Annotated in this window: 9 protein-coding genes; all 9 read right to left on the reverse strand. The window is 69.9% G+C overall.

Annotated features, from left to right (window positions below; translation table 11 throughout):
- Positions 1–104 precede the first annotated feature (104 nt).
- A complete protein-coding gene (locus tag ABE488_RS07940) occupies positions 105–5,033 on the reverse strand; it encodes an alpha-2-macroglobulin (protein ID WP_346447742.1) in 4,929 nt (1,642 codons plus the stop codon).
- Positions 5,034–5,157: 124 nt separating this feature from the next.
- On the reverse strand, positions 5,158–7,884 hold the full coding sequence (gene gyrA / locus ABE488_RS07945; protein ID WP_346447744.1) for a DNA gyrase subunit A: 2,727 nt from the start codon (positions 7,882–7,884) through the stop codon (positions 5,158–5,160).
- Between the two features lie 261 nt (positions 7,885–8,145).
- Positions 8,146–9,204 (reverse strand): S-methyl-5-thioribose-1-phosphate isomerase, encoded by a 1,059-nt coding sequence (gene mtnA / locus ABE488_RS07950; RefSeq protein ID WP_346447746.1) that lies wholly within the window; start codon positions 9,202–9,204, stop codon positions 8,146–8,148.
- A 745-nt stretch (positions 9,205–9,949) separates the two neighbouring features.
- Positions 9,950–10,927, reverse strand: coding sequence for an EF-P lysine aminoacylase EpmA (gene epmA / locus ABE488_RS07955; protein WP_346447748.1), 978 nt, complete (start codon positions 10,925–10,927; stop codon positions 9,950–9,952).
- On the reverse strand, positions 10,924–13,428 hold the full coding sequence (ligA, locus tag ABE488_RS07960; protein WP_346447749.1) for an NAD-dependent DNA ligase LigA: 2,505 nt from the start codon (positions 13,426–13,428) through the stop codon (positions 10,924–10,926). Before ligA ends, epmA begins: the two co-directional genes overlap by 4 nt.
- Before the next feature lie 131 nt (positions 13,429–13,559).
- Positions 13,560–13,982 carry a FosX/FosE/FosI family fosfomycin resistance hydrolase gene (fosX, locus tag ABE488_RS07965; protein ID WP_346447751.1) on the reverse strand — a complete coding sequence of 141 codons (423 nt, stop codon included), beginning with the start codon at positions 13,980–13,982 and terminating at the stop codon, positions 13,560–13,562.
- 10 nt (positions 13,983–13,992) lie between these two features.
- Complete coding sequence (zipA, locus tag ABE488_RS07970; RefSeq protein ID WP_346445455.1) at positions 13,993–14,739, reverse strand: cell division protein ZipA; 747 nt, start codon at positions 14,737–14,739, stop codon at positions 13,993–13,995.
- A 13-nt stretch (positions 14,740–14,752) separates the two neighbouring features.
- Positions 14,753–18,265, reverse strand: coding sequence for a chromosome segregation protein SMC (smc, locus tag ABE488_RS07975; protein WP_346447752.1), 3,513 nt, complete (start codon positions 18,263–18,265; stop codon positions 14,753–14,755).
- 216 nt (positions 18,266–18,481) lie between these two features.
- The gene (ugpC, locus tag ABE488_RS07980) at positions 18,482–19,570 is read right to left on the reverse strand and encodes a sn-glycerol-3-phosphate ABC transporter ATP-binding protein UgpC (RefSeq protein ID WP_346447754.1); all 1,089 of its coding nucleotides are present in this window, start codon (positions 19,568–19,570) and stop codon (positions 18,482–18,484) included.
- Between the last annotated feature and the right edge of the window lie 190 nt (positions 19,571–19,760).

The following is a 19,760-nucleotide window of genomic DNA, read 5'->3' on the forward strand; positions in this document are numbered from 1 at the left end:
CATGACAGAGGCAAGCCCTTGATTCGGCAGGACCCGCCTCACTGACGGACATCGACAGACCGTACGATTCCGGACGCATCCGCCCGGAATCGTACGCCCCTCCCTCAGGGCTCGACCACCGTGATCGTCGCAGGCGTCGCAACGCCGACGCCGCGCAGCTGCGGCCGGTACATGTCCTCGACCAGCGGCGGCGGCACGGTGTAGGTGCCGGGGCTGACCGCGCGGACCAGGTAGAACACGCGTGCGGTGCGGCCGCTGTCGAGCTTGAGCGCGGCGACGAAGCGGTCGTCGCGGTACTCCTCGTGCTGCACCGTCGCCTGGCTGCCACGTTCGGTGATCCGGATGCCGTCGACCACGACGTCGGCCCACTGCTTGCCGTCGCCGAGGTTGAAGTTCTCCACCTCAAGGCCCGCCGGCAACAGGTCGGTCAACAGCGCATCGGGCATGTCGCGGTCGGCGACCACCGAGACCGCGACGATCAGCGCTTCGCCTTCGGTCAGCGGCCCGGGCGTCCACGGCTGGCCGTCGGTGCCGTAGAGCCGACGCTCGACCTTGAGCGCACTGGCATCGGCGGCCGGCGCCTGCAGCGGCACACCCGCGACGTCGATGCTGGCGTACATCGGCGGTTCGCCCTTGGGCACGAAGCGCACGCCGCGACGCAGCCCGGCCTCGTCGAAGGCACGCCCGACGATCGCCGCCGGGGCGATCGCCTCCTCGACCTCACCCTCCTGCAGGGTACCCGACACCCGGCGGCTTTGATCGGCCATCAGCGCCCGGCCCAGCCGCGCGATCGCGATCTGCTCCTGGGTGCTCAGGTACATCCAGCTGCGCTGCCGACGGGCGTCGATCTCGCGGCCGATGTCGACCGCACGGGCGTCGTAGGCGGACTTGGCCATGGCGCGCTCGTGGGTCAGCGCGATCATCAGCGAGGCATCGCGCAGCGGCGAGCCGTAGTCCCACAGATAGCCCGGACGGTCGCCCTTGAACGCGAAACCGGCGTCGATCGCCCGCTCGCCGCGGGCCTTGTCGCCCTGCAGCGACAGCGCCAGGCCCAGATGCACCAGCGGCAGGCCGGTCCGCGTCTTCGCGCGCTCGTTGTCGTAGAGCCCGCGCAGCGTGCCCAGCGGCGCACGGTTGACCCGCGCGAGCACGTAGCCGGCGTAGGCCTGGTAGGCGAAGCGCAGGTGGTCGCGCTCGTTCTGGCCGTAGAACCCGTCGCCGCCCGACAACAGGTCTTCGGACAAGCGCTCGAGCGCCTTCTGCAGCACGGCTTCCGGCACCGCGAAACCGGCGTCGCGGGCGTCGAGCAGGAACTCGACGATGTACGGCGTGAGCATCGGATTGACGTCGCCGTCGTTGCCCCACATCGAGAAGTGGCCGGTGCCGACCTGCATCGCCGCCAGTCGCCCGAACGCGGCCTCGACCACCCGGCGCCGTTTGCCGGCATCGATGTCGCGGATGCCGAGCATCGAGACGGTGGCATCGTCGAGCTGCAGCGCCGCGTAACCGCGACTGGTGGTCTGCTCGGCGCAACCGTAGGGATAGTGCAACGCCCCATCGATCGCGGCCGCGAACGGAATCGGCGGCAGCGCGCTGACCGAAATCCGCGCCGTGACCGAGCCGGCCATCAGCCCGGACATCGTGGTGGTGTCGAGGGTCAGCGGCGTGGCGCCGTCGAGCACCCGCGTGCTCGAGCGCAACACCGCCGGCCACGCCGGCCGCACCGGCAGGTCGTAGCTGCGATCGACCCGGTGGCCGTTGCCATCGACGCGCACGCGGACCTTGGCGACGGTGTAGCCGGGCTGCGCGGTCACCGGGAAGCGCAGCGTTGCCTTGCCGCCAGCCGCCAACGAGACGCGACGACTGCCCTCGCCGACCGCCAGCGGCCCCACGCCGTCGACGCGGACGTCGAAGTCGCCTGCCCGGCCGCTGAAATTGGTCAGGTCCAGGGTCACCGTGCTGCGGTCCCCGGGCGCGAGCACCCGCGGCATGCTGGCCTCGGCGACGACCGGCGCCCGCACCAGGGTCTCGACGTCGCGGCTGCCATAGCGGTCGGCCGAGAACACCAGGGCCGAGACCCGCAGCGTGCCGTTGAAGTCGGGCAGTTGCAGCGGCACGCGCGCATTGCCGCGGGCGTCGAGCTTCACCGGGCCTGCGAACAGATCGACGGTCTGCACGCGTGCGGTGGGGCGACGGGCCTGCGGCAGCGAGGCCAGCGGCGCGTCACCGCCGAAGCGCAGCTTCGCCGTGCCGCCCTCGTAGCTTTCGATGATCCGCCCATAGACATCGTAGGCATCGACGCCGAACCGGCGCTGCGCGAAGAAATGCCGCCAGGCGTCGGGCACCGGGAAGCGGGTGATGTTGAGGATGCCCACATCGACCGCCGACACCGTGACCCAGGCCGACTGGCCGGCCAGTTCCGGTGCGCTCACAGTGACCTGCATCGGGCCCTCGGGGCGGATCTGTTCCGGCGCGCGCAGCCCGACCGCGACCCGGCGCTCGCGGCGCTGCATCGGCACATGCGCGATGCCCACCGCACGCGCCGGCGTGACCGCGCTCGCGGCACTGCCGCCGCGGAACACCAGCGCGGTCACGTAGACGTCGTGACGCTCCCAGTCCTCGGTGACCGGAATCTCGAACGTACTGCCCGGCTTGGCATCGATCTCGTGCAGATAGAGCATGCGGTCGCTTTCGACCATCAGCAGGCCCTTGCCCGGATGCGGCGGCGTGACCGTGACGCGCATCGTGTCACCGGCGCGGTAGCCGGTCTTGTCCAGCGCGACCTTGACCTTGTCGGGGCGCGCGTCGAGCCCGCGGTTGTCGTCGTCCCAGCCCCAGCCGGCGCGGAAGGGATAGCGCGAGACCAGCTTGGTCTGCGGGTCCTCGACATCGATGCGGTACTCGCCCCACTCCACCGGCACATCGAAGCGCGCGGCCGCGGTACCGGCATCGACGCTGCGTGTGTCCACGGTCTCGAAGCGCTGCGTGTACTCGTAGCGCCAGCCATCGTCGTCGTTGCGCCAGTGGTAATCGCGGTGCTCGCGCACCAGCGACACCTTCAGGCCCTGCAGCGGCCGAGGCTTGCCGTCCTGGCCCACGCGCACCAGTTCGAAGCGTGCCGTACCGTTGGCGTCGGCGCCGTCGTCAGGATCGAACAACGGGCGCACGCCGACCAGCGCCTCGGCTGGCCACAGCACCCGCTTGAGCGTGCGGTTGACGCTGCGCCCGCCGGTTTCGAACAGGCTGCCGGAGACGATCGCGGCGATCGGCGTGACCGGTCGGGCCTCGTCGGGCAACGCGATATCGACCTGCAGGCGACCCTGCGCATCGAGCGCCTGATCGACGACATCCTTGGCCTCGCGCGGCAGCGTCACGGTCGGGTCGCCGAAGACGAAGCCCGGCAGGCCTTCGACCGGCGTGCGCTCGACAGCGACCGCCAGCCGGGCGGTGAAGCGGTTGCCCGCCGCCGGTGCGCCGTAGAGATAGGCGCCGGTCGCCTGCAGCCGCAGCGGCTGACCCGGGCGCAGCGTCGCCTGCGCGGCGTCGAGGTCGAGCTTCATCCGCTCAGGCAGGAACTCCTCGATCCGCAAGGTCATGCCCTGCACCGCCTCGCGGCTCGCCGGATCGGTGCGGAACTCCACGCGCCAGCTGCCGGTCGGCGCATCCACCGGAATCTCCTGCTCGAACCGGACGTAGCCGCCCTCGCCCGGTTCGATGCGGCGTTCGAGGAAGGTCTTGCCATCGGGCTGGCGCAGGCGGGCGAACAAGGTCTGCGCGCGGCCGTCCTTCGCCTGCACCGGGCGTCCGTCCTGGTCGCGCAGCAGCGCCGAGACGCGGACCGTTTCGCCGGGGCGGTAGAGATCGCGTCCCGACCAGGCGAACACATCGAACCAGGCCTGCGCCCGGCCGCCGACTGCGAACTCCGACAAGTCCAGCGCCGGCTGGTTGAACGGCAGCATCGACACGTCGCCGCCCCGGGTGGCGACCAGCACATGCGCTGCGTCGAGCGTGTAGTCGAGCATCGCATTGCCGCGCGCGTCGGTCTTGGCGCGGAAGACCGTCTCGCCCTTGCCGTCGAGGACCTTGAGCTCGGCATTGCCGATCGGCGCGCCGTCCTGCAGCGACGCGGTATGTACGAACATCCGCTCGCGGTAGGCGCGTGCGTGCAGGCCGATGTCGCTGACGGTGAAGAACGCGGTCTCGAACTGGTCGGCGAACGCACCGGTGCGCTTCATCACCGCGAAGTACAGCCCGGGCTGCTGCAGCTCCTTGATGCCCTGCAGCGGCAGGTAGGTCAGCACGCGCTCGTTGCGCGCACCGTCGATCGAGAAGCGATTGACATAGACCGGCTGGGCCAGCTTCGACAGCGGCGTGCGGCCGCTGTAGCCGTAGCGATCGTCGAGGTCCCAACTGCCGCGCCGACCGCCGCGCTGGTACTGGGCGAAAAAGGCCGGCAGCGAAGCGTCGTCGACGCGCAGGAACTCGACATCGACCTCGTCGACGTTGATCGAGACGATCGGCAGGCCTCGCGATTCCTTCGCCGGCAGCACGCTGCCCTGCGATGCGAAGCCGACCACCGGGTCGAGATCGCCGGTGAACACCTTGCGCTCGAGATCCTGGCCCAGCGGGCTGCCGTCGGCCGCGGTCAGCGTGCCGGAAATGCGCACTGTGTAGTCGCGGTTGGCCTCGACGTGAGGGAAGCGCAGCACCTTGCCGTCATCGTCGAGCGTCCAACTGCCTTCACGGCCGGCATTGTCGGCCAAGGTCACCAGCGCATCGAAATCCTGCGTGCCGACCAACGGCTGCGAGAACTCGAGCGCCAGCGACAGCGCGCCATCATGCTGGTCGGGAAACGCCCGCGCCAGGCCGAAGCCCTCGACCTGCGCGCGCTCGGTGCGGATCGCCTCGCCGCCTGCGGCGGGTACCTGACCACCGGCATCGCGGCGGCAGCCAGCCACGAACGCGACTGCCGCCACCAGGGCCAGCACCGCGACGCAACGGGCGCCAATGCGCCCCCACACTCTGATCGACATTCCAATTCCCCGCCTGGCAACCGGCGCAGTATAGGAATGCAAAGGGCCCGAAACCGGGGTCAGAGTGCCTTTTCCTTGCGAAAAGCACGCTGACCCCGGTTTCGGGCCCGGTTTGGCGCCGCCGTCAGGCGTCGGGCGTCTGGGCGTCGATGGCGGCGGCCGGGGCGTCGCCCGCAGGCGGCGGTGCGATCGGGTCGGCGGTCTCGTCGTCGATCGCGCCATCGACGCGTTCGATGCCCTGCAGGCGCTCGTCCTTGGACAGGCGCATCAGGGTCACGCCCTGGGTGTTGCGGCCGACCCGGGCGATCTCCGAGGCGCGGGTGCGCACCAGGGTGCCGCCGTTGGAGATCAGCAGCACCTCGTCGGCGTTGCGCAGCAGCACCGCACCGACCAGGCGACCGTTGCGCTCGGTGGTCTGGATGCCGATCACGCCGCGCGTACCGCGGCCCTTGCACGGGTACTCCGACAGCGGCGTGCGCTTGCCGTAGCCGTTCTCGGTCGCGGTGAGGATGTAGCCGATATCCTCGCCGGCGCCGGTTTCGACCACCACGGCCTCGCCGTTGGCCTCAGCGCTCGCTTCGGGCGCCGCGTCCTCGACCGTCTCCTCGAAGGTCTCGTCCTCGATGCCGCCCGCGCTCTCGGCGACGATCAGACTCACGACGTGCTCGCCGGCATCGAGCCGGATGCCGCGCACGCCGCCGGCGGTGCGGCCCATCGAGCGCACGCGGTTCTCGCTGAAGCGCACCGTCTTGCCATTGGAGGCGAACAGCAGCACATCGCGGTCGCCGTCGGTCAGCGCGACGCCGACCAGCGCATCGCCATCGTCGAGGCGGATCGCGATCTTGCCGCGCGCCAGCCGGTAGGCGAACTCGGTCAGCGGGGTCTTCTTGACCGTACCGCTGCGGGTGGCGAAGAACACGTACTGGCCCTCGACGTACTCACGCACCGGCACCACGGCCTGCACCTTCTCGTCGGCCTCGAGCGGAATCCAGTTGATGATCGGCCGCCCGCGCGCGTTCGGGCCGGCGTCGGGCAGCTGGTGCACCGGCAGCCAGAACACGCGGCCGGCGCTGGTGAACGTCAGCAGCGTGTCGTGGGTATTGACCAGCCACAACTGCTCGATGAAATCCTCGTCCTTGGTCGCCGCCGCGTTGCGGCCGCGGCCGCCACGCTTCTGCGCGCGGTAGGCGCTGACCGGCTGGCGCTTGGCGTAGCCCGAATGGGACAACGTGACCACCACGTCCTCGGGCGCGATCAGGTCGAGGATGTCCAGATCCTCTTCGCTGGCGCGGATCTCGCTGCGGCGCTCGTCGCCGAACTCGGCCTTGACGTTGCGCAGCTCGGTGCGGATCACCTCCAGCAGCACGTCGGGATCTTCGAGGATCTCGATCAGGCCGCGGATGGTCTCCAGCAGCTGACGGTACTCGTCGGTCAGGCGGTCCTGCTCCAGCCCGGTCAGGCGGTGCAGGCGCATTTCCAGGATCTGCTGCGCCTGGGCCTCGGTCAGCTGGTAGCTGCCGTCGATCAGGCCCACGCCATCGGGCAGGTCCTCGGGACGCGAGGCCTCGGCGCCGCTGGCGGCGAGCAGCGCACCGACCAGCCCGGCGTCCCAGCGCCTGGCGAGCATCCGCTCGCGGGCGACGTTGGGATTCTCCGAGGTCTTGATCAGCTCGATCATCTCGTCGATGTTGGCCAGCGCGACCGTCAGGCCTTCGAGGATGTGCGCGCGGTTGCGGGCGCGGCGCAGCTCGAAGATCGTCCGGCGGGTGACCACCTCGCGGCGATGGCGGACGAACGCCTCGAGGATCTGGCGCAGGTTCAGCAACTGCGGGCGGCCGTCGACCAACGCCACCATGTTGATGCCGAACACCGACTCCATCTGCGTCTGCGAATAGAGGTTGTTGAGCACGACCTCGGCCGACTCGCCGCGCTTGACCTCGATGTAGATGCGCATGCCGTCCTTGTCGGACTCGTCGCGCAGCTCGCTGATGCCCTCGAGCTTCTTTTCCTTGACCAGCTCGGCGATCTTCTCGATCAACCGCGCCTTGTTCACCTGGTACGGAATCTCGGTGACGATGATCGACTCGCGGCCATTGTCTGCCACCTCGACCTCGGCCTTGGCGCGCATGCGCACGCGGCCACGACCGGTGCGGTAGGCCAGATGGATGCCGCCCACGCCGTTGATGATGCCCGCGGTCGGGAAATCGGGGCCGGGGATGTATTCCATCAACCCGTCGATGTCGATCTCGGGGTTGTCGATCAACGCGATCAGTGCGTCGACGACCTCGCCCAGGTTGTGCGGCGGGATATTGGTCGCCATGCCGACCGCGATACCGGCCGAGCCGTTGACCAGCAGGTTCGGAAAGCGCGTCGGCATCACCGACGGCTCGAGCTCCTTCTCGTCGTAGTTGGGCTGGAAATCGACCGTTTCCTTGTCGATGTCGGCCATCAACTCGTGCGTCAGGCGCGACATGCGCGCCTCGGTGTAACGCATCGCCGCTGCCGAGTCGCCGTCGACCGAACCGAAGTTGCCCTGCCCGTCGACCAGCAGATAGCGCAGCGAGAACGGCTGGGCCATGCGCACCAGCGTGTCGTAGACCGACTGATCGCCGTGCGGGTGGTACTTACCGATGACGTCACCGACGATACGCGCCGACTTGTAGTACGGCTTGTTGCTGTGCGCGCCGAGCTCGTTCATCGCAAACAGCACGCGGCGGTGGACCGGCTTGAGGCCGTCGCGGACGTCGGGGAGCGCGCGCCCCACGATCACGCTCATCGCGTAATCGAGGTAGCTGCGGCGCATCTCGTCTTCGAGATTGACGGGAATGATTTCTTTCGCGGAATCGACCATCTAGAGGGCTTGCATCCTGTCTGCGCGGCCCGGTTTTTCCGGCATCGACGCAAGGCGCCGACGCTGCGCGTACCGGCCGCCGGCGACGCGATCAAAATGACAGGAAATCATAGCACAAATGCCATGCCCGGCCCAGGGTTTCCGACGTAAAAACAAGCACTTGGCTCGATACGGTGCGGTATTTTCGGGCCCTGGCCCGCTTTCCGGCCGACATGCCGCCGATCGGACGCACCGCCGCCGATCGCGCAAAGGCGCCACGCCTCAGCCAAACAGTACGCGCATCGCCTCGGTCGTCGGGCGCTCGACGACCCCGCGCTCGGTCACGATCGCGTCGATCAGCGCTCCCGGCGTCACATCGAACACCGGATTCCAGGCCTGGATGCCGTCGGCGACCGTGCGGCTGCCGCCCAGGCCGAACAGCTCGCCCGGGTCGCGCTGCTCGATCTCGATCATCTCGCCCGACGCCGTGTCCATGTCGACGGTCGAGGACGGCGCGACGACCATGAACTTCACGCCATGGTGGCGGGCGGCGATCGCCAGCTGATAGGTGCCGATCTTGTTGGCGGTGTCGCCGTTGGCGCAGATGCGGTCGGCGCCGACCACCACCCACTGCACGAAGCCGCCCTTCATCAGGTGCGAGGCGGCGGAATCTGCGATCAGTGTCGCGTCGATGCCGTCCTGCTGCAGTTCCCACACTGTGAGCCGTGCGCCCTGCAGCCACGGCCGTGTTTCGCCAGCGAAGACCTTGGCGATGCGTCCTTGCGCCATGCCCGCGCGAATGACACCCAGTGCGGTGCCGAAGCCGGCGGTGGCCAGCGAGCCGGTATTGCAATGGGTCAGCACCCCGCTGCCCGGCGCGATCAACGCCGCGCCGAGCGCGCCCATGTGGCGGTTCGCGGCGAGATCCTCGTCGGCGATCACCTGCGCCTCGCGCGCCAGCACTTCGCGCCAGTCGCTGCCTGCAGCCGCCAGCACCCGGCGCATGCGCGCCAAGGCCCAGGCCAGGTTCACCGCAGTCGGGCGCGCAGCGTTCAACCGCTGCAGCGCCGGCTCGAGCTTGGCCAGCGCAGCCGCGCCGTCGTCGGCCTCGATCTCGCGCGCCGCCAGCACCGCCCCCCAAGCGGCCGCGATACCGATCGCCGGCGCGCCGCGCACCGTCAACGCGTGGATCGCCTGGGCGACCTCGTCGCTGGTCGTACAGGTCGCATGCTCGACCACGAACGGCAGCTTGCGCTGGTCGAGCAGTTCGAGCGTGTCGCCGGTCCACAGGATCGGGCGGATGTGGTCGTAGCGATCGAAATCGAGGGGGGATGTGTTCATGGGGGCATTGTAGTTCGGGGCGGTTGGATTGCTGTTGAGCAGGCCGCTTGGGGGCTCCCGCGCCCCGCTCCTAACCCACCAGACCTCGGTGCCCTGCTCGATTCTGGCTTTGGCTTTGGCTTTTGCTTCGAGCTTTTGATGTATCGAGCCGTAAAGCGAGCCGAGCACCGGAGCCTGGCGCGGCCGAAGAGCAGCCCTTGTTTGAGCGCAGCGAGTTTGGGCTGCGTGCCGCGCCAGGCGAGGCGCGGAGGGCACCGCCGCGGCTTCATGCGGCGGATCGCGTCCGGCGACGGCGGTTTTGCTTACTTTTGCCAAGACAAAAGTAAGCCGCGCGCGTCGCGCGCGGAAGCTGTGGACTTGATCTTGCTTCCCGCTTCTTCCTTAAAACAACCCAAAGCGGCAAAGCCAATGCCAAAGCACGTGCACGGCTTTCGCCCGCTGCGCGGGCGAGTTTCATTTGGCGGGACCCAAAAGTAACCAAAATGTCCTTTCGCCGGACCCGATCCCGCGCGCTACAACCGCGGGGGTGCCCGGCGCGGCTCGGCCGACGGGGCACGCAGCCCAAACTCGCTACGCTCAAACAAGGGCTGCTCTTCGGCCCCGTCGTCCTGCGATGCTCGGCTCGCTTTACGGCTCGAAGGCAAAGCAAAAGCAGAAGCAGAGCAACGGCAACGGCAACGGCAACGGCAACGGCAACTGTAACGGCAACGGCAACGGCAACGGCAAAGCAAAGCAAAGCAAACAGCTACGCCCTCGCGAAATCGAACGCGATCACATCCGCGATCCGCGACGTCTCCAGCATCGCCATCATCAACCGGTCCACACCCAGCGCGACCCCGGCGCAGTCGGGGAAGCCGGCATCGAGTGCATCCAGCAGCGCCTCGTCGATCGCCGGCAGCGCCGCGCCGCGTGCGGTGCGCACCGCGTGGTCGCGCTCGAAGCGGACCCGCTGCTCGGCGCCGTCGGCCAGTTCGTGATAGCCATTGGCCAGCTCCAGCGCCCCCAGGTACAGCTCGAAACGCTCGGCCACCGGCACACCGTCGCGCGAGGCAATCCGCGCGAGCATGCATTGCGAGGCCGGATAGTCGTGCACGACCAGGATGCGGTCGGCGGGATTGGCCGGCTGGAGGCGATGGGTCATCAGCAGGTCGAGCCAGTCGTCGCGGCCCAGGCCGTCCGGATCGATCCGTACCTCGCCCAGTGCCGCCTGCAGCGCCGCATCCGGTGCGGTCATCGGGTCGATGCCCAACTGCTCGCGGTAGAGCGTGCGGTAGTCGGTCTCCACCACCTCCGCCCGGCGCCCGACCAACGCCAGGGCAGCCTGCACCAGCGCGACGGTCTCGGCGGCGAGCCGGCGATGGTCCCAGCCGACGCGGTACCACTCGAGCATCGTGAACTCGGGGTTGTGGCGCCCCCCCGCCTCGCCGTCGCGGAACACCCGACCCAGTTCGTAACAGTCGCCGAACCCCGCGGCCAGCAACCGCTTGAGCGGGAACTCGGGCGATGTGCGCATCCAGCGCAGCGGCGGCCCGGCATCGACATGGCCGCCGAAGCGCGTGGCGAAGCTGGCGACGTTGGGATCGGTATTGCCGGCGCGCGAGAGCACCGGCGTTTCGACCTCGACCACGTCGCGCTCGGCGAAGAAGCCACGCAATACGGCATTGAGCCGCGCGCGCAGGCGCAGCGCCTCGAACGACGCAGTCGGTCCGCTCGGCACGCTCACGCCTGCGCCTCCAGGAACGCCAGCAGCGCGGCCTCGTCCCAGATCTCCACGCCCAGTGCCCGGGCCTTGTCGAGCTTGGAGCCGGCCGCCTCGCCGGCAACGACCAGCGACGTCTTCTTCGACACGCTGCCGACGATCTTCGCGCCCAGCGCCTCGAGCTTCTCGCCGGCCTCATCGCGGGTCATCGACGCCAGCGTGCCGGTCAACACCACACTCTTGCCGTCGAGCGGGCCGCTGCTGCGCATCGCACGCGCGGGGGCTGCAGCAAGCACGCGTTGCATTGCCGCGTCGGCGTCGATGAGCGCTTGGCGCGCCCGGTCGTCGGCCAGGTACGCCGCGAGATTCGCCGCGCCCGCGCTGGACGCACCCGCACCGGCCCAGCCGCTTTCGTTCGCACGCAGCAGCGCCGCGAGCGTGCCGTAGGTCTGCGCCAGGCGCTCGGCGCTCTTGCCGCCGAGCTTATCGACCGGCAACGTGGCCAGCAGGTGCGCCAGATCCAGCCGATCGCGCAGCTCGGCAGACGGCGCCGCCTCATCGGAGAAATGCAGCCCGGCCGCGAGCAGCGCATCGACCACCGCGACATTGCCGGGTTGCTCGAAGAACGTCGCGATCGAGCGGGCGACCTCGCCGCCGATGTCGGGCAGCGCCTGCAGCAACACCGCGGGCGTGCTGCGGATGAACTCGAGCGTGCCCAGCCACTGCGCCAGCGATTTGGCCGTTGTTTCGCCCAGGTGCGGAATGCCGAGCGCGAACAGGAAACGCGCCAGCGTGGTGTGGCGGCTGGCGTCGATGCCGGCGACGAGGTTCTCGGCCCACTTGGTGGCGAGCTTGCCGCCGGTCTCGACGGTCAAGTGCGCGCGCAGGAACACGGCGTCCTTCCAGACCGGCGCTTCCTCGGCCAGGACGGCCGCGCCTTCGGCATCGAGCACCAGCCCGCCTTTGCTGTCGGCGATCGCCTGCTGGACGTCGGCGGCGGTCGCGGCGTCGAGCGCGGTCTTCATCCGCACGAGATCCGCGACCGTCAATGCGTAGAGATCGGCAGGCGAATGCACGAAGCCGAACTCGACCAGGGCCTCGGCCTGCTTGTCGCCCAGGCCCTCGATGTCCAGCGCGCGACGCGAGGCGAAGTGCCGCACGGCCTCCTTGCGCTGCGCCGGACACGCCAGGCCGCCGCTGCAGCGCCAGGCGATGGCGCCGTCCTCGCGCACCAGTTCGGAGCCGCAGACCGGACATGCGGCCGGCATCGTCCACGGCACTGTCCCGGGCGGACGCTGGTCTTCGATCACGCGCACGATCTCGGGAATCACGTCGCCGGCGCGGCGCACGATCACCGTGTCGCCCTCGCGCGCGTCGAGCCGCGCGATCTGGTCGGCGTTGTGCAGCGTGGCGTTGGTCACCGTGACCCCGGCGACCTGCACCGGCTCGAGCCGCGCGACCGGGGTGACTGCGCCCGTCCGGCCGATCTGCACCTCGATCGCGCGCAGCAGCGTCGACTGCTCCTGCGCCGGGAACTTGTGCGCCAGCGCCCAGCGCGGCGAGCGCGACACGAAGCCCATCGTCGCCTGCTGGTCGTAATCGTCGAGCTTGTAGACCACGCCGTCGATGTCGTACGGCAGGTCGTCGCGCAGCGCACCGATGCGACGGAAGTAGGCGATCAAACCGTCGAAGCCGGTGGCGGTGTCGACCTCGGGCGCGACCGGAAATCCGAACCCGCGCAGCAACGCCAGGGTCTGCGAATGGGTCTCGGGCAGTTCCAGCCCGCGCACCTCGCCGATCGAATAGGCGAAGAACGCCAGCGGCCGGCGGCGCGTGACCGCCGGATCGAGCTGGCGCAGCGAACCGGCCGCGCCATTGCGCGGGTTGGCGAGCAGTTTCTCGTTGTTGTCCAGCGCCCTGGCATTCCAGTCCGCGAACGCCTTGCGCGGCATGTAGATCTCGCCGCGCACCTCCAGCACCGCGGGCGCAGGCGCCCCGTCGAGGCGGAGCCGGAGCGGCACCGCGCGCACCTGGCGCAGGTTCGCGGTGACGTTCTCGCCCGTGGTCCCGTCGCCGCGTGTCGCGCCCTGCACGAACACCCCGTCCTCGTAGCGCAGGCTGATCGCCAGGCCGTCGAGCTTGGGCTCGACCGAGAACACCGGGGCTGCGATGTCGAGCTTCTGCTCGATCCGGCGCTCGAAGTCGGCGACCTCGGAAAACCGCGTGCGGTCGTCGGCGTCGTCGGGCAGGCCCGCGGTCTCGAACGCGTTGGCCAGCGACAGCATCGGGATCGCGTGCTGGACTTCGGGAAATCCGCCATCGGGCCGCGCGCCGACCGTGCGCGTCGGCGAATCCTCGCTGGCGAGCTCGGGGTGCGCCGTCTCCAGCGCCTCGAGCTCGCGCATCAGCGCGTCGTAGTCGGCGTCCGGGATCGACGGGTCGTCGAGCACGTAGTAGCGATGGTTGGCATCTTCGATGCGTGCACGCAGCTCGGCGACGCGCTCGGCAGGAGAGGACTTGGGCATGCCCCGAATTGTAGGATGACGGGGTTGGCGCGCGAGTCGCGATCGGGTCTGCTCGGCCGACACAGCGCTCCCCCGTTCACGAGGGAGGGCGCTGGTCCCCGGCGCCGTCGAATCGATCGATCACATCGGCGTCAGCGCGTCGGCTCGGCCCCCTCGCGATAGGCACTGAGCCGCGCATCCAGTGTGCCCGTGTGCAACTCGAAGAGATGATCGTCGAAGTCGTAGAAGTACAGCGAGTCGCCCTCGCCTGCGATCCGGGGCCGTGAAGGCCGGATCTCCACACCCAGCGCTTCGAGCCGGACGCGGTAACCCAGCAGATCGTCGGCATTCACCGAAAACGCGACATGCCGATAGCTGCGTTCGGCCGGCGGCTCGCCTTCCATCACCGCAATCCAGACGCCGCCGAGCACGAAGAACTTTTCGCGCGACAACGCGTGCGGGCGGTCGCCGCTGTCGTAGACCTCCGTCGCGCCCAGCCCCTCGACCAGCAGTCGCGCTGTGCGCGCGAGGTCGCGGACGACGAAGGTCAGGTGACTGATGCCGGAAATCGACATCCGCGCGCGGTCACCAGCGCGGGCTGCGGGTCACCGGCGGCGCGTCGCGTTCGCGGTCCCAGGCGCGCAGTTCGTCGCGCAGGCCGGCGATGCGCTGCCGGCCCAGGGCGTTGCGCTGCTCGTCGAGCAACACGCCGTCGAGCAGTTCGGCCATGCGCTCGGCGGTCGGCAGCATCGTATCCCAGGCATCGAGCGCACGGACCGGCGCGGGCAGCGTCAGGAAGAAGGCGATCGCCGGCGTCTCCAGGGTCTGGATCTCGGCCATCTCGAAACTGCCGGGGCTGCGGATATTGGCGACGCTGAAGATCGGGCCGCGCTCGGGGTGACCGTCGACGAGGCGATGGAACACGTTCATATGGCCGTAGGTCAGGCCGGTCTTCTCGGCCGCAACGACGATGTCCGGCCCGCGCAGCACGCTGCCCGCACGCGCGGCGATGTACAGCGTGACGATCTTGTCGAAGTCGTCGGTGTTGCGCTTGCCCAGCTCACTGTTGGGCGAGACCGTGCCGACCGTGCGGTCGAGCAGGTCCATCTCCGCCTGCACCGCGTCACCGTCGCCCGGCGCCTGCGCCTGCTCGCCCTCGCCCAGTTCGCGCTCGAGCTGCGCGCCGAGCGTCGGCTCGCGTCGTGCGTCCTCGGCGGGCGCGATGCGCCGCCCCTGTCCGCCGCGCGGGCGCGTCCCGAAGTACCAGATCGCCGCCATCAGCAGCGCGCCGGCGACGATGATTCCGATACGCAGCATCCACTCATCGGTCATTGGCGGTGTTCTCCTAGGCGGCGCCGGCCAGTCGCGTGGCTTCGGCAAGATCGACGGACACCAGACGGCTGACGCCCGGCTCGCGCATGGTAACGCCACTGAGTTGGGATGCGGCTTCCATCGTCGCCTTGTTGTGGCTGACGAACAGGAACTGCACCTGCTCGCTCATCTCGCGGACCATCGCCGTGAAGCGGCCGACATTGGCCTCGTCGAGCGGCGCGTCGACCTCGTCGAGCAGACAGAACGGCGCCGGATTGAGCTGGAAGATCGAGAACACCAGGGCCACGGCGGTCATCGCCTTCTCGCCGCCCGACAGCAGCGAGATATTGGACACGCGCTTGCCGGGCGGACGGGCCATGATCGCCACACCGGTGTCGAGCAGGTCGTCGCCGGTCAGCTCCAGGTAAGCGTGGCCGCCGCCGAACAGACGCGGATACAGCGCCTGCACGCCGGCATTGACCCGGTCGAAGGTGTCCTTGAAGCGGCCGCGGGTTTCGCGGTCGATCTTGCGAATCGCCTCCTCCAGCGTTTCGAGCGCGGCGGTGAGGTCGGCATCCTGGGCGTCGAGGTAGTCCTTGCGCTGCGCGGCCTCGGCATGCTCGGCGATCGCCGCCAGGTTGACCGGCTCCAGGCGCCGCAAGCGCGCATCGAAGTCGACGACCATCTTTTCCCAGTCCTTGGCATTGGCCGCATCGTCGAGGCCATTGAGCACATCGTCGACGACGAAGCCCGCCTCCACCACCTGGGCGGCAAGCTGATCGGCGGCGATCACCAGCGCCTGCTGGTCGAGCCGGCGCTGGCCGATCGCCTCGCGCTGGGTCAGCGCCTGCGCATCGCGCTGCTGGCGGATCTGCTCGTAGGTGCGCAGTTCGTTGTCGATGCCTTCGACCGCCGAGCGCGCCTGCGCCAGCGCCTGCTCGGTGCGCACGCGCGCCTCCAGCGCGACCTGGCGCTGGTCCTCCAGCGCCTCGACCGGCGAGTCGCCGCCGGCCAGTTGCGCCGACAGCTCGCCCAGACGATTGTCGAGCTGACCGCGCTGGCCGCCCATGCGCGCCAGCGCTTGGGTCAGCGAAGCGACCTGCGCGCGCTGCGACTCGAGCGTCAGCGCCAGCGCATGCGCGGTATCGCGGGACTCGCGCGCGGCCGCGCGGGCGGCATCGCGGGCATCGGTCAGGCTGCGGCGCTCGGCTTCGAGCGCGGCGCGCGCCGTTTCCAGGTCGCCCATGCTGCCGACCGCGTCCTCGAGCCGGGCGCGCGCCTCGCGTGCCTGCTGCGCGGACTGGGCCAGGGTCTCGTCGAGCTGCGCGAGCTCGGCATCGATGCGGGCGATGCGGGTGCGCGCGGCCTCGACCCGGCCCTGCTGGCTCTGTACCTGGCCGGCGAGTTCGGACACGCCGCGGTGGGCCAGGTACAGCGCACGCTGCGCCTCCTCGCGCTGCTGCTCGGCGGCGAGCAGGCGGTCGCGGCCGCTGGCGAGGCTGCGCTCCAGGTCGTGTTCCTGGTCCTGCAGCGCGGCGATTTCTTCGCGCAGCGCCTGGATCTCGCGCTCGCGCAGCAGCGCGCCCTGCTTGGCCGCGCCCGAGCGCGACACCCGCACCCAGCCCGCGCCCAGGCGCTCGCCGCTGCGGGTGATGACCGAATCGTGTTCGCCCAGCCCGGCTTGCAGCGCGCGTGCCTGGTCCAGGGTGACGGCGACATGCAGACGCGCGAGCAACCGCCGGATCGCCAGCGGGCCCTGCACCCGGGCCGCGAGCGAGGTCGGCGCGAACTGCGCCGGCCCCTCGTCGGCGGCCACCAGCGCCAGGCGGCTCTCGCCCAGTTCGCCCAGTGCGTCGACCAATTCGGCGGGCACGCCATCGCCGTCGACCAGCACGCCTTCGATCAGTTGGCCCAGCGCGCTCTCGACCGCGAACTCCCAGCCGGCCTCCACGCGCAGCCGCTCGCCCACGCGCGCGGCCGAATCGAGCCCGCGCTGACGCAGCCACTCGACCGCCGCGCCCTGCTCCTGGCCGAGCGCCGCGTGCTGCAGCGTCTCCAGCGACGCCAGCCGGCCGCGGGCTTCCTGCGCGCGCTTGCGCACGCCCGACAGGTCCTCTTGCGCGACGCGCTGGCCGTCCTGCAGCTCGACAGCCGCGGCCTTGCGCGCCTCTACCGAGTCGCCGAGCGCGTCGAGGGCGGCCTTCTGCTCTTCGTGCCGGAGCTGGATGTCCTCGAAGGCCTCGTTCAGCGCGTCGAGGTCGAGGCCATCGCGCTCGGCCTGCAACTGCTCGCGCCGGCGCCCGGCTTCCAGCGCCTGGCGGTCGAGATAGTCGACGCGCGTGCGCTCCACATCACCGGCGCGCGCGGCCTCGCCCTGCTCGCGGTTGTGCGCCTCCCAGCGGCCCTGCCAGTCGGCGAGCGCGGTCTCGGCATCGCGCAGCGCATCCTGGCGGATCGCGTCCTCGTCCTGCAGTTGCGCCAGCTGCGGCTCGGCCTCGGCGATGTGCTCGTGCAGGGTGTCGAGCCGCACCTGGTCCTGGTCGATATGTGCGCCGATCTCGGCCAGCTGCGCCTGCGCCTCGTCACGGGCCTTGAGCAGGCGCGCCGACAGTTCGCGCTGGTGCTGGATCTGCTGCTCGATCCGGGCGAGCGTACCGCTGACCTCGTAGCTTTCGGCTTGGGCGCGGTTGAGCGCCTCGGCCGCCTCGTGGCGACGCTCGCGCCCGGTCTCGAGCTCGCGCTCGGCTTCGCGCTGCTCGGCGATCAGTTGTTCGAGCCGGGTCTCCTCCTGCGCCAGGCCCTCGCGCAGCGCACGCAGGCGCGAATCGAGCGTGCGCCATTCCAGCGCCTTCCACTCCGCGTCGCGGATCTTGCGCTCGGCCTGGATCGCGGTGTACTGCTCGGCCTGGCGGGCCTGGCGGGCCAGGTGCTGCAACTGCTTGCCGACCTCCTCGCGCAGGTCGCCCAGCCGCTCGAGGTTCTCGCGGGTATGCCGAATCCGGGTCTCGGTCTCCTTGCGGCGCTCCTTGTACTTGGAGATGCCGGCCGCTTCCTCGAGGTAGATGCGCAGGTCCTCGGGCTTGGCGTCGATGACCTGACTGATCATGCCCTGCTCGATGATCGAGTAGCTGCGCGGGCCCAGGCCCGTGCCCAGGAACAGGTCGGTGATGTCACGGCGGCGGCACTTGGTGCCGTTGAGGTAGTAGCCGCTCTGCCCGTCCCGACTGACGGTGCGCTTGACCGAGATTTCGTTGAACGCGGCGAACTCGCCGCTGATGGTGTGGTCGCTGTTATCGAAGATCAGCTCGACCATCGCCTGGGACACCGGCTTGCGCGCGGTCGACCCGGCGAAGATCACGTCGGTCAGCGAGTCGCCGCGCAGGCGGCTGGCCGAGGACTCGCCCATGACCCAACGCACCGCGTCGATGATGTTGGACTTGCCGCAGCCGTTCGGCCCGACCACACCGGTCATGTTCGTCGGCAGGTGCAGCGTGGTCGGGTCGACGAAGGACTTGAAACCGGCGAGCTTGATCGTGGATAGGCGCATGCGGGCGTCGGGGGCCTCGTGGCGCCGGCGGGCCGGCGCCGGGTCGTGGAACGGCGGGGACACACGCGGCACCCGGCCCCGGCGCTGCTGACGCACGGTGGGCCGCGCGCCGCGCGCGCGCAAGCGGCCAGTATAGCCAGCGCCTCCGGATCGCGCCGCCGGCCCCGCCCCGCGCCGGCATTGGGGCCGCGGAGGCACCGCGCTGGCTTGACGCAGCTACGGCACCAGGCGGGCGCCGGTCTCCACGTCGAAGGCGTGCACGCGGCCGACCGGGACCGCCAACGGCAGGGTTTCGCCGGGCACCGGCACCCGGTCGGGCGGCAACCGCGCGATCAGCGGGCGATCGCCCAGGCGCAGATTCACGAAGACTTCGCTGCCCACCGCCTCGACCACCTCCACCACCGGTGCCAATCCGGCCTGGGCGGGGTCGGCGGGCACCAGATGCTCGGGGCGGATGCCCAAATCGACCTCGCGGCCATCCCAAGCCTGCGGCAGCCCGGCCGCGCCCAGCGCCAGCACCGTGCCGTCACCCAGCGCCAGCGCCCAGCCGGCCTGGCCATGCTGCAGGCGGCCGCGCAGCACGTTCATCGCCGGACTGCCCAGGAAGGTCGCCACGAACAGGTTGGCGGGCTTTTCGTAGAGTGCCATCGGGGTGTCGATCTGCTGGATCTGCCCGTCCTTGAGCACCACAATGCGCTGGCCCAGCGTCATCGCCTCGATCTGGTCATGGGTGACGTAGATCATCGTCGTGCCCAGCGCGCGATGCAGCCGCGCGATCTCCACCCGCATGCCCGCACGCAACTTGGCGTCGAGGTTGGACAAGGGCTCGTCGAGCAGGAACACCTGCGGCTGGCGGACCAGCGCCCGGCCCAGCGCCACGCGCTGGCGCTGGCCGCCCGACAATTGCCCCGGCTTGCGGTCGAGTACCTTGTCGAGCTCCAGCACCCGCGCGGCCTCGGCCACGCGCGCGGCGATGTCGGCCTTGTCCTGGCCGCGCAGCTTGAGCCCGAAGGCGAGGTTCTCGGCCACGCTCATGTGCGGGTACAGCGCGTAGCTCTGAAACACCATCGCGATGTCGCGATCCTTCGGGGCGACGTCGTTGACCACCCGGTCGCCGATGGTCAGCGTCCCGCTGCTGATCGCCTCCAGGCCAGCGACCATGCGCAGCAGCGTGGACTTGCCGCAGCCCGACGGCCCGACCAGCACCAGCAGTTCGCCGTCGGCGACCTCGAAGCTGGCGCCCGCCACACCCACGTACCCGTTGGGATAGACCTTGCGTACCGCGTCGAACCGCACCTTCGCCATGGCTTCTCCCGCTGTCGGACGTGTTGTGATTGGAGTCGTGTGCCCGTGCAGCGGCCGGGCCGTGCATCGGGGACGCAATACGCTATTCTGGCATGTAATCGTTTACATGCCAGTCGGCGATCGACCGGGAACGGCGATCGACGCAGCCCGCGCCGGCCGGCCCGTCGCCGCGCGGCCGCTGGCGGCGGGC

Origin of the sequence: Luteimonas sp. TWI662, assembly GCF_039673825.1 — a bacterium.
Taxonomy (GTDB): Bacteria; Pseudomonadota; Gammaproteobacteria; order Xanthomonadales; family Xanthomonadaceae; genus Luteimonas.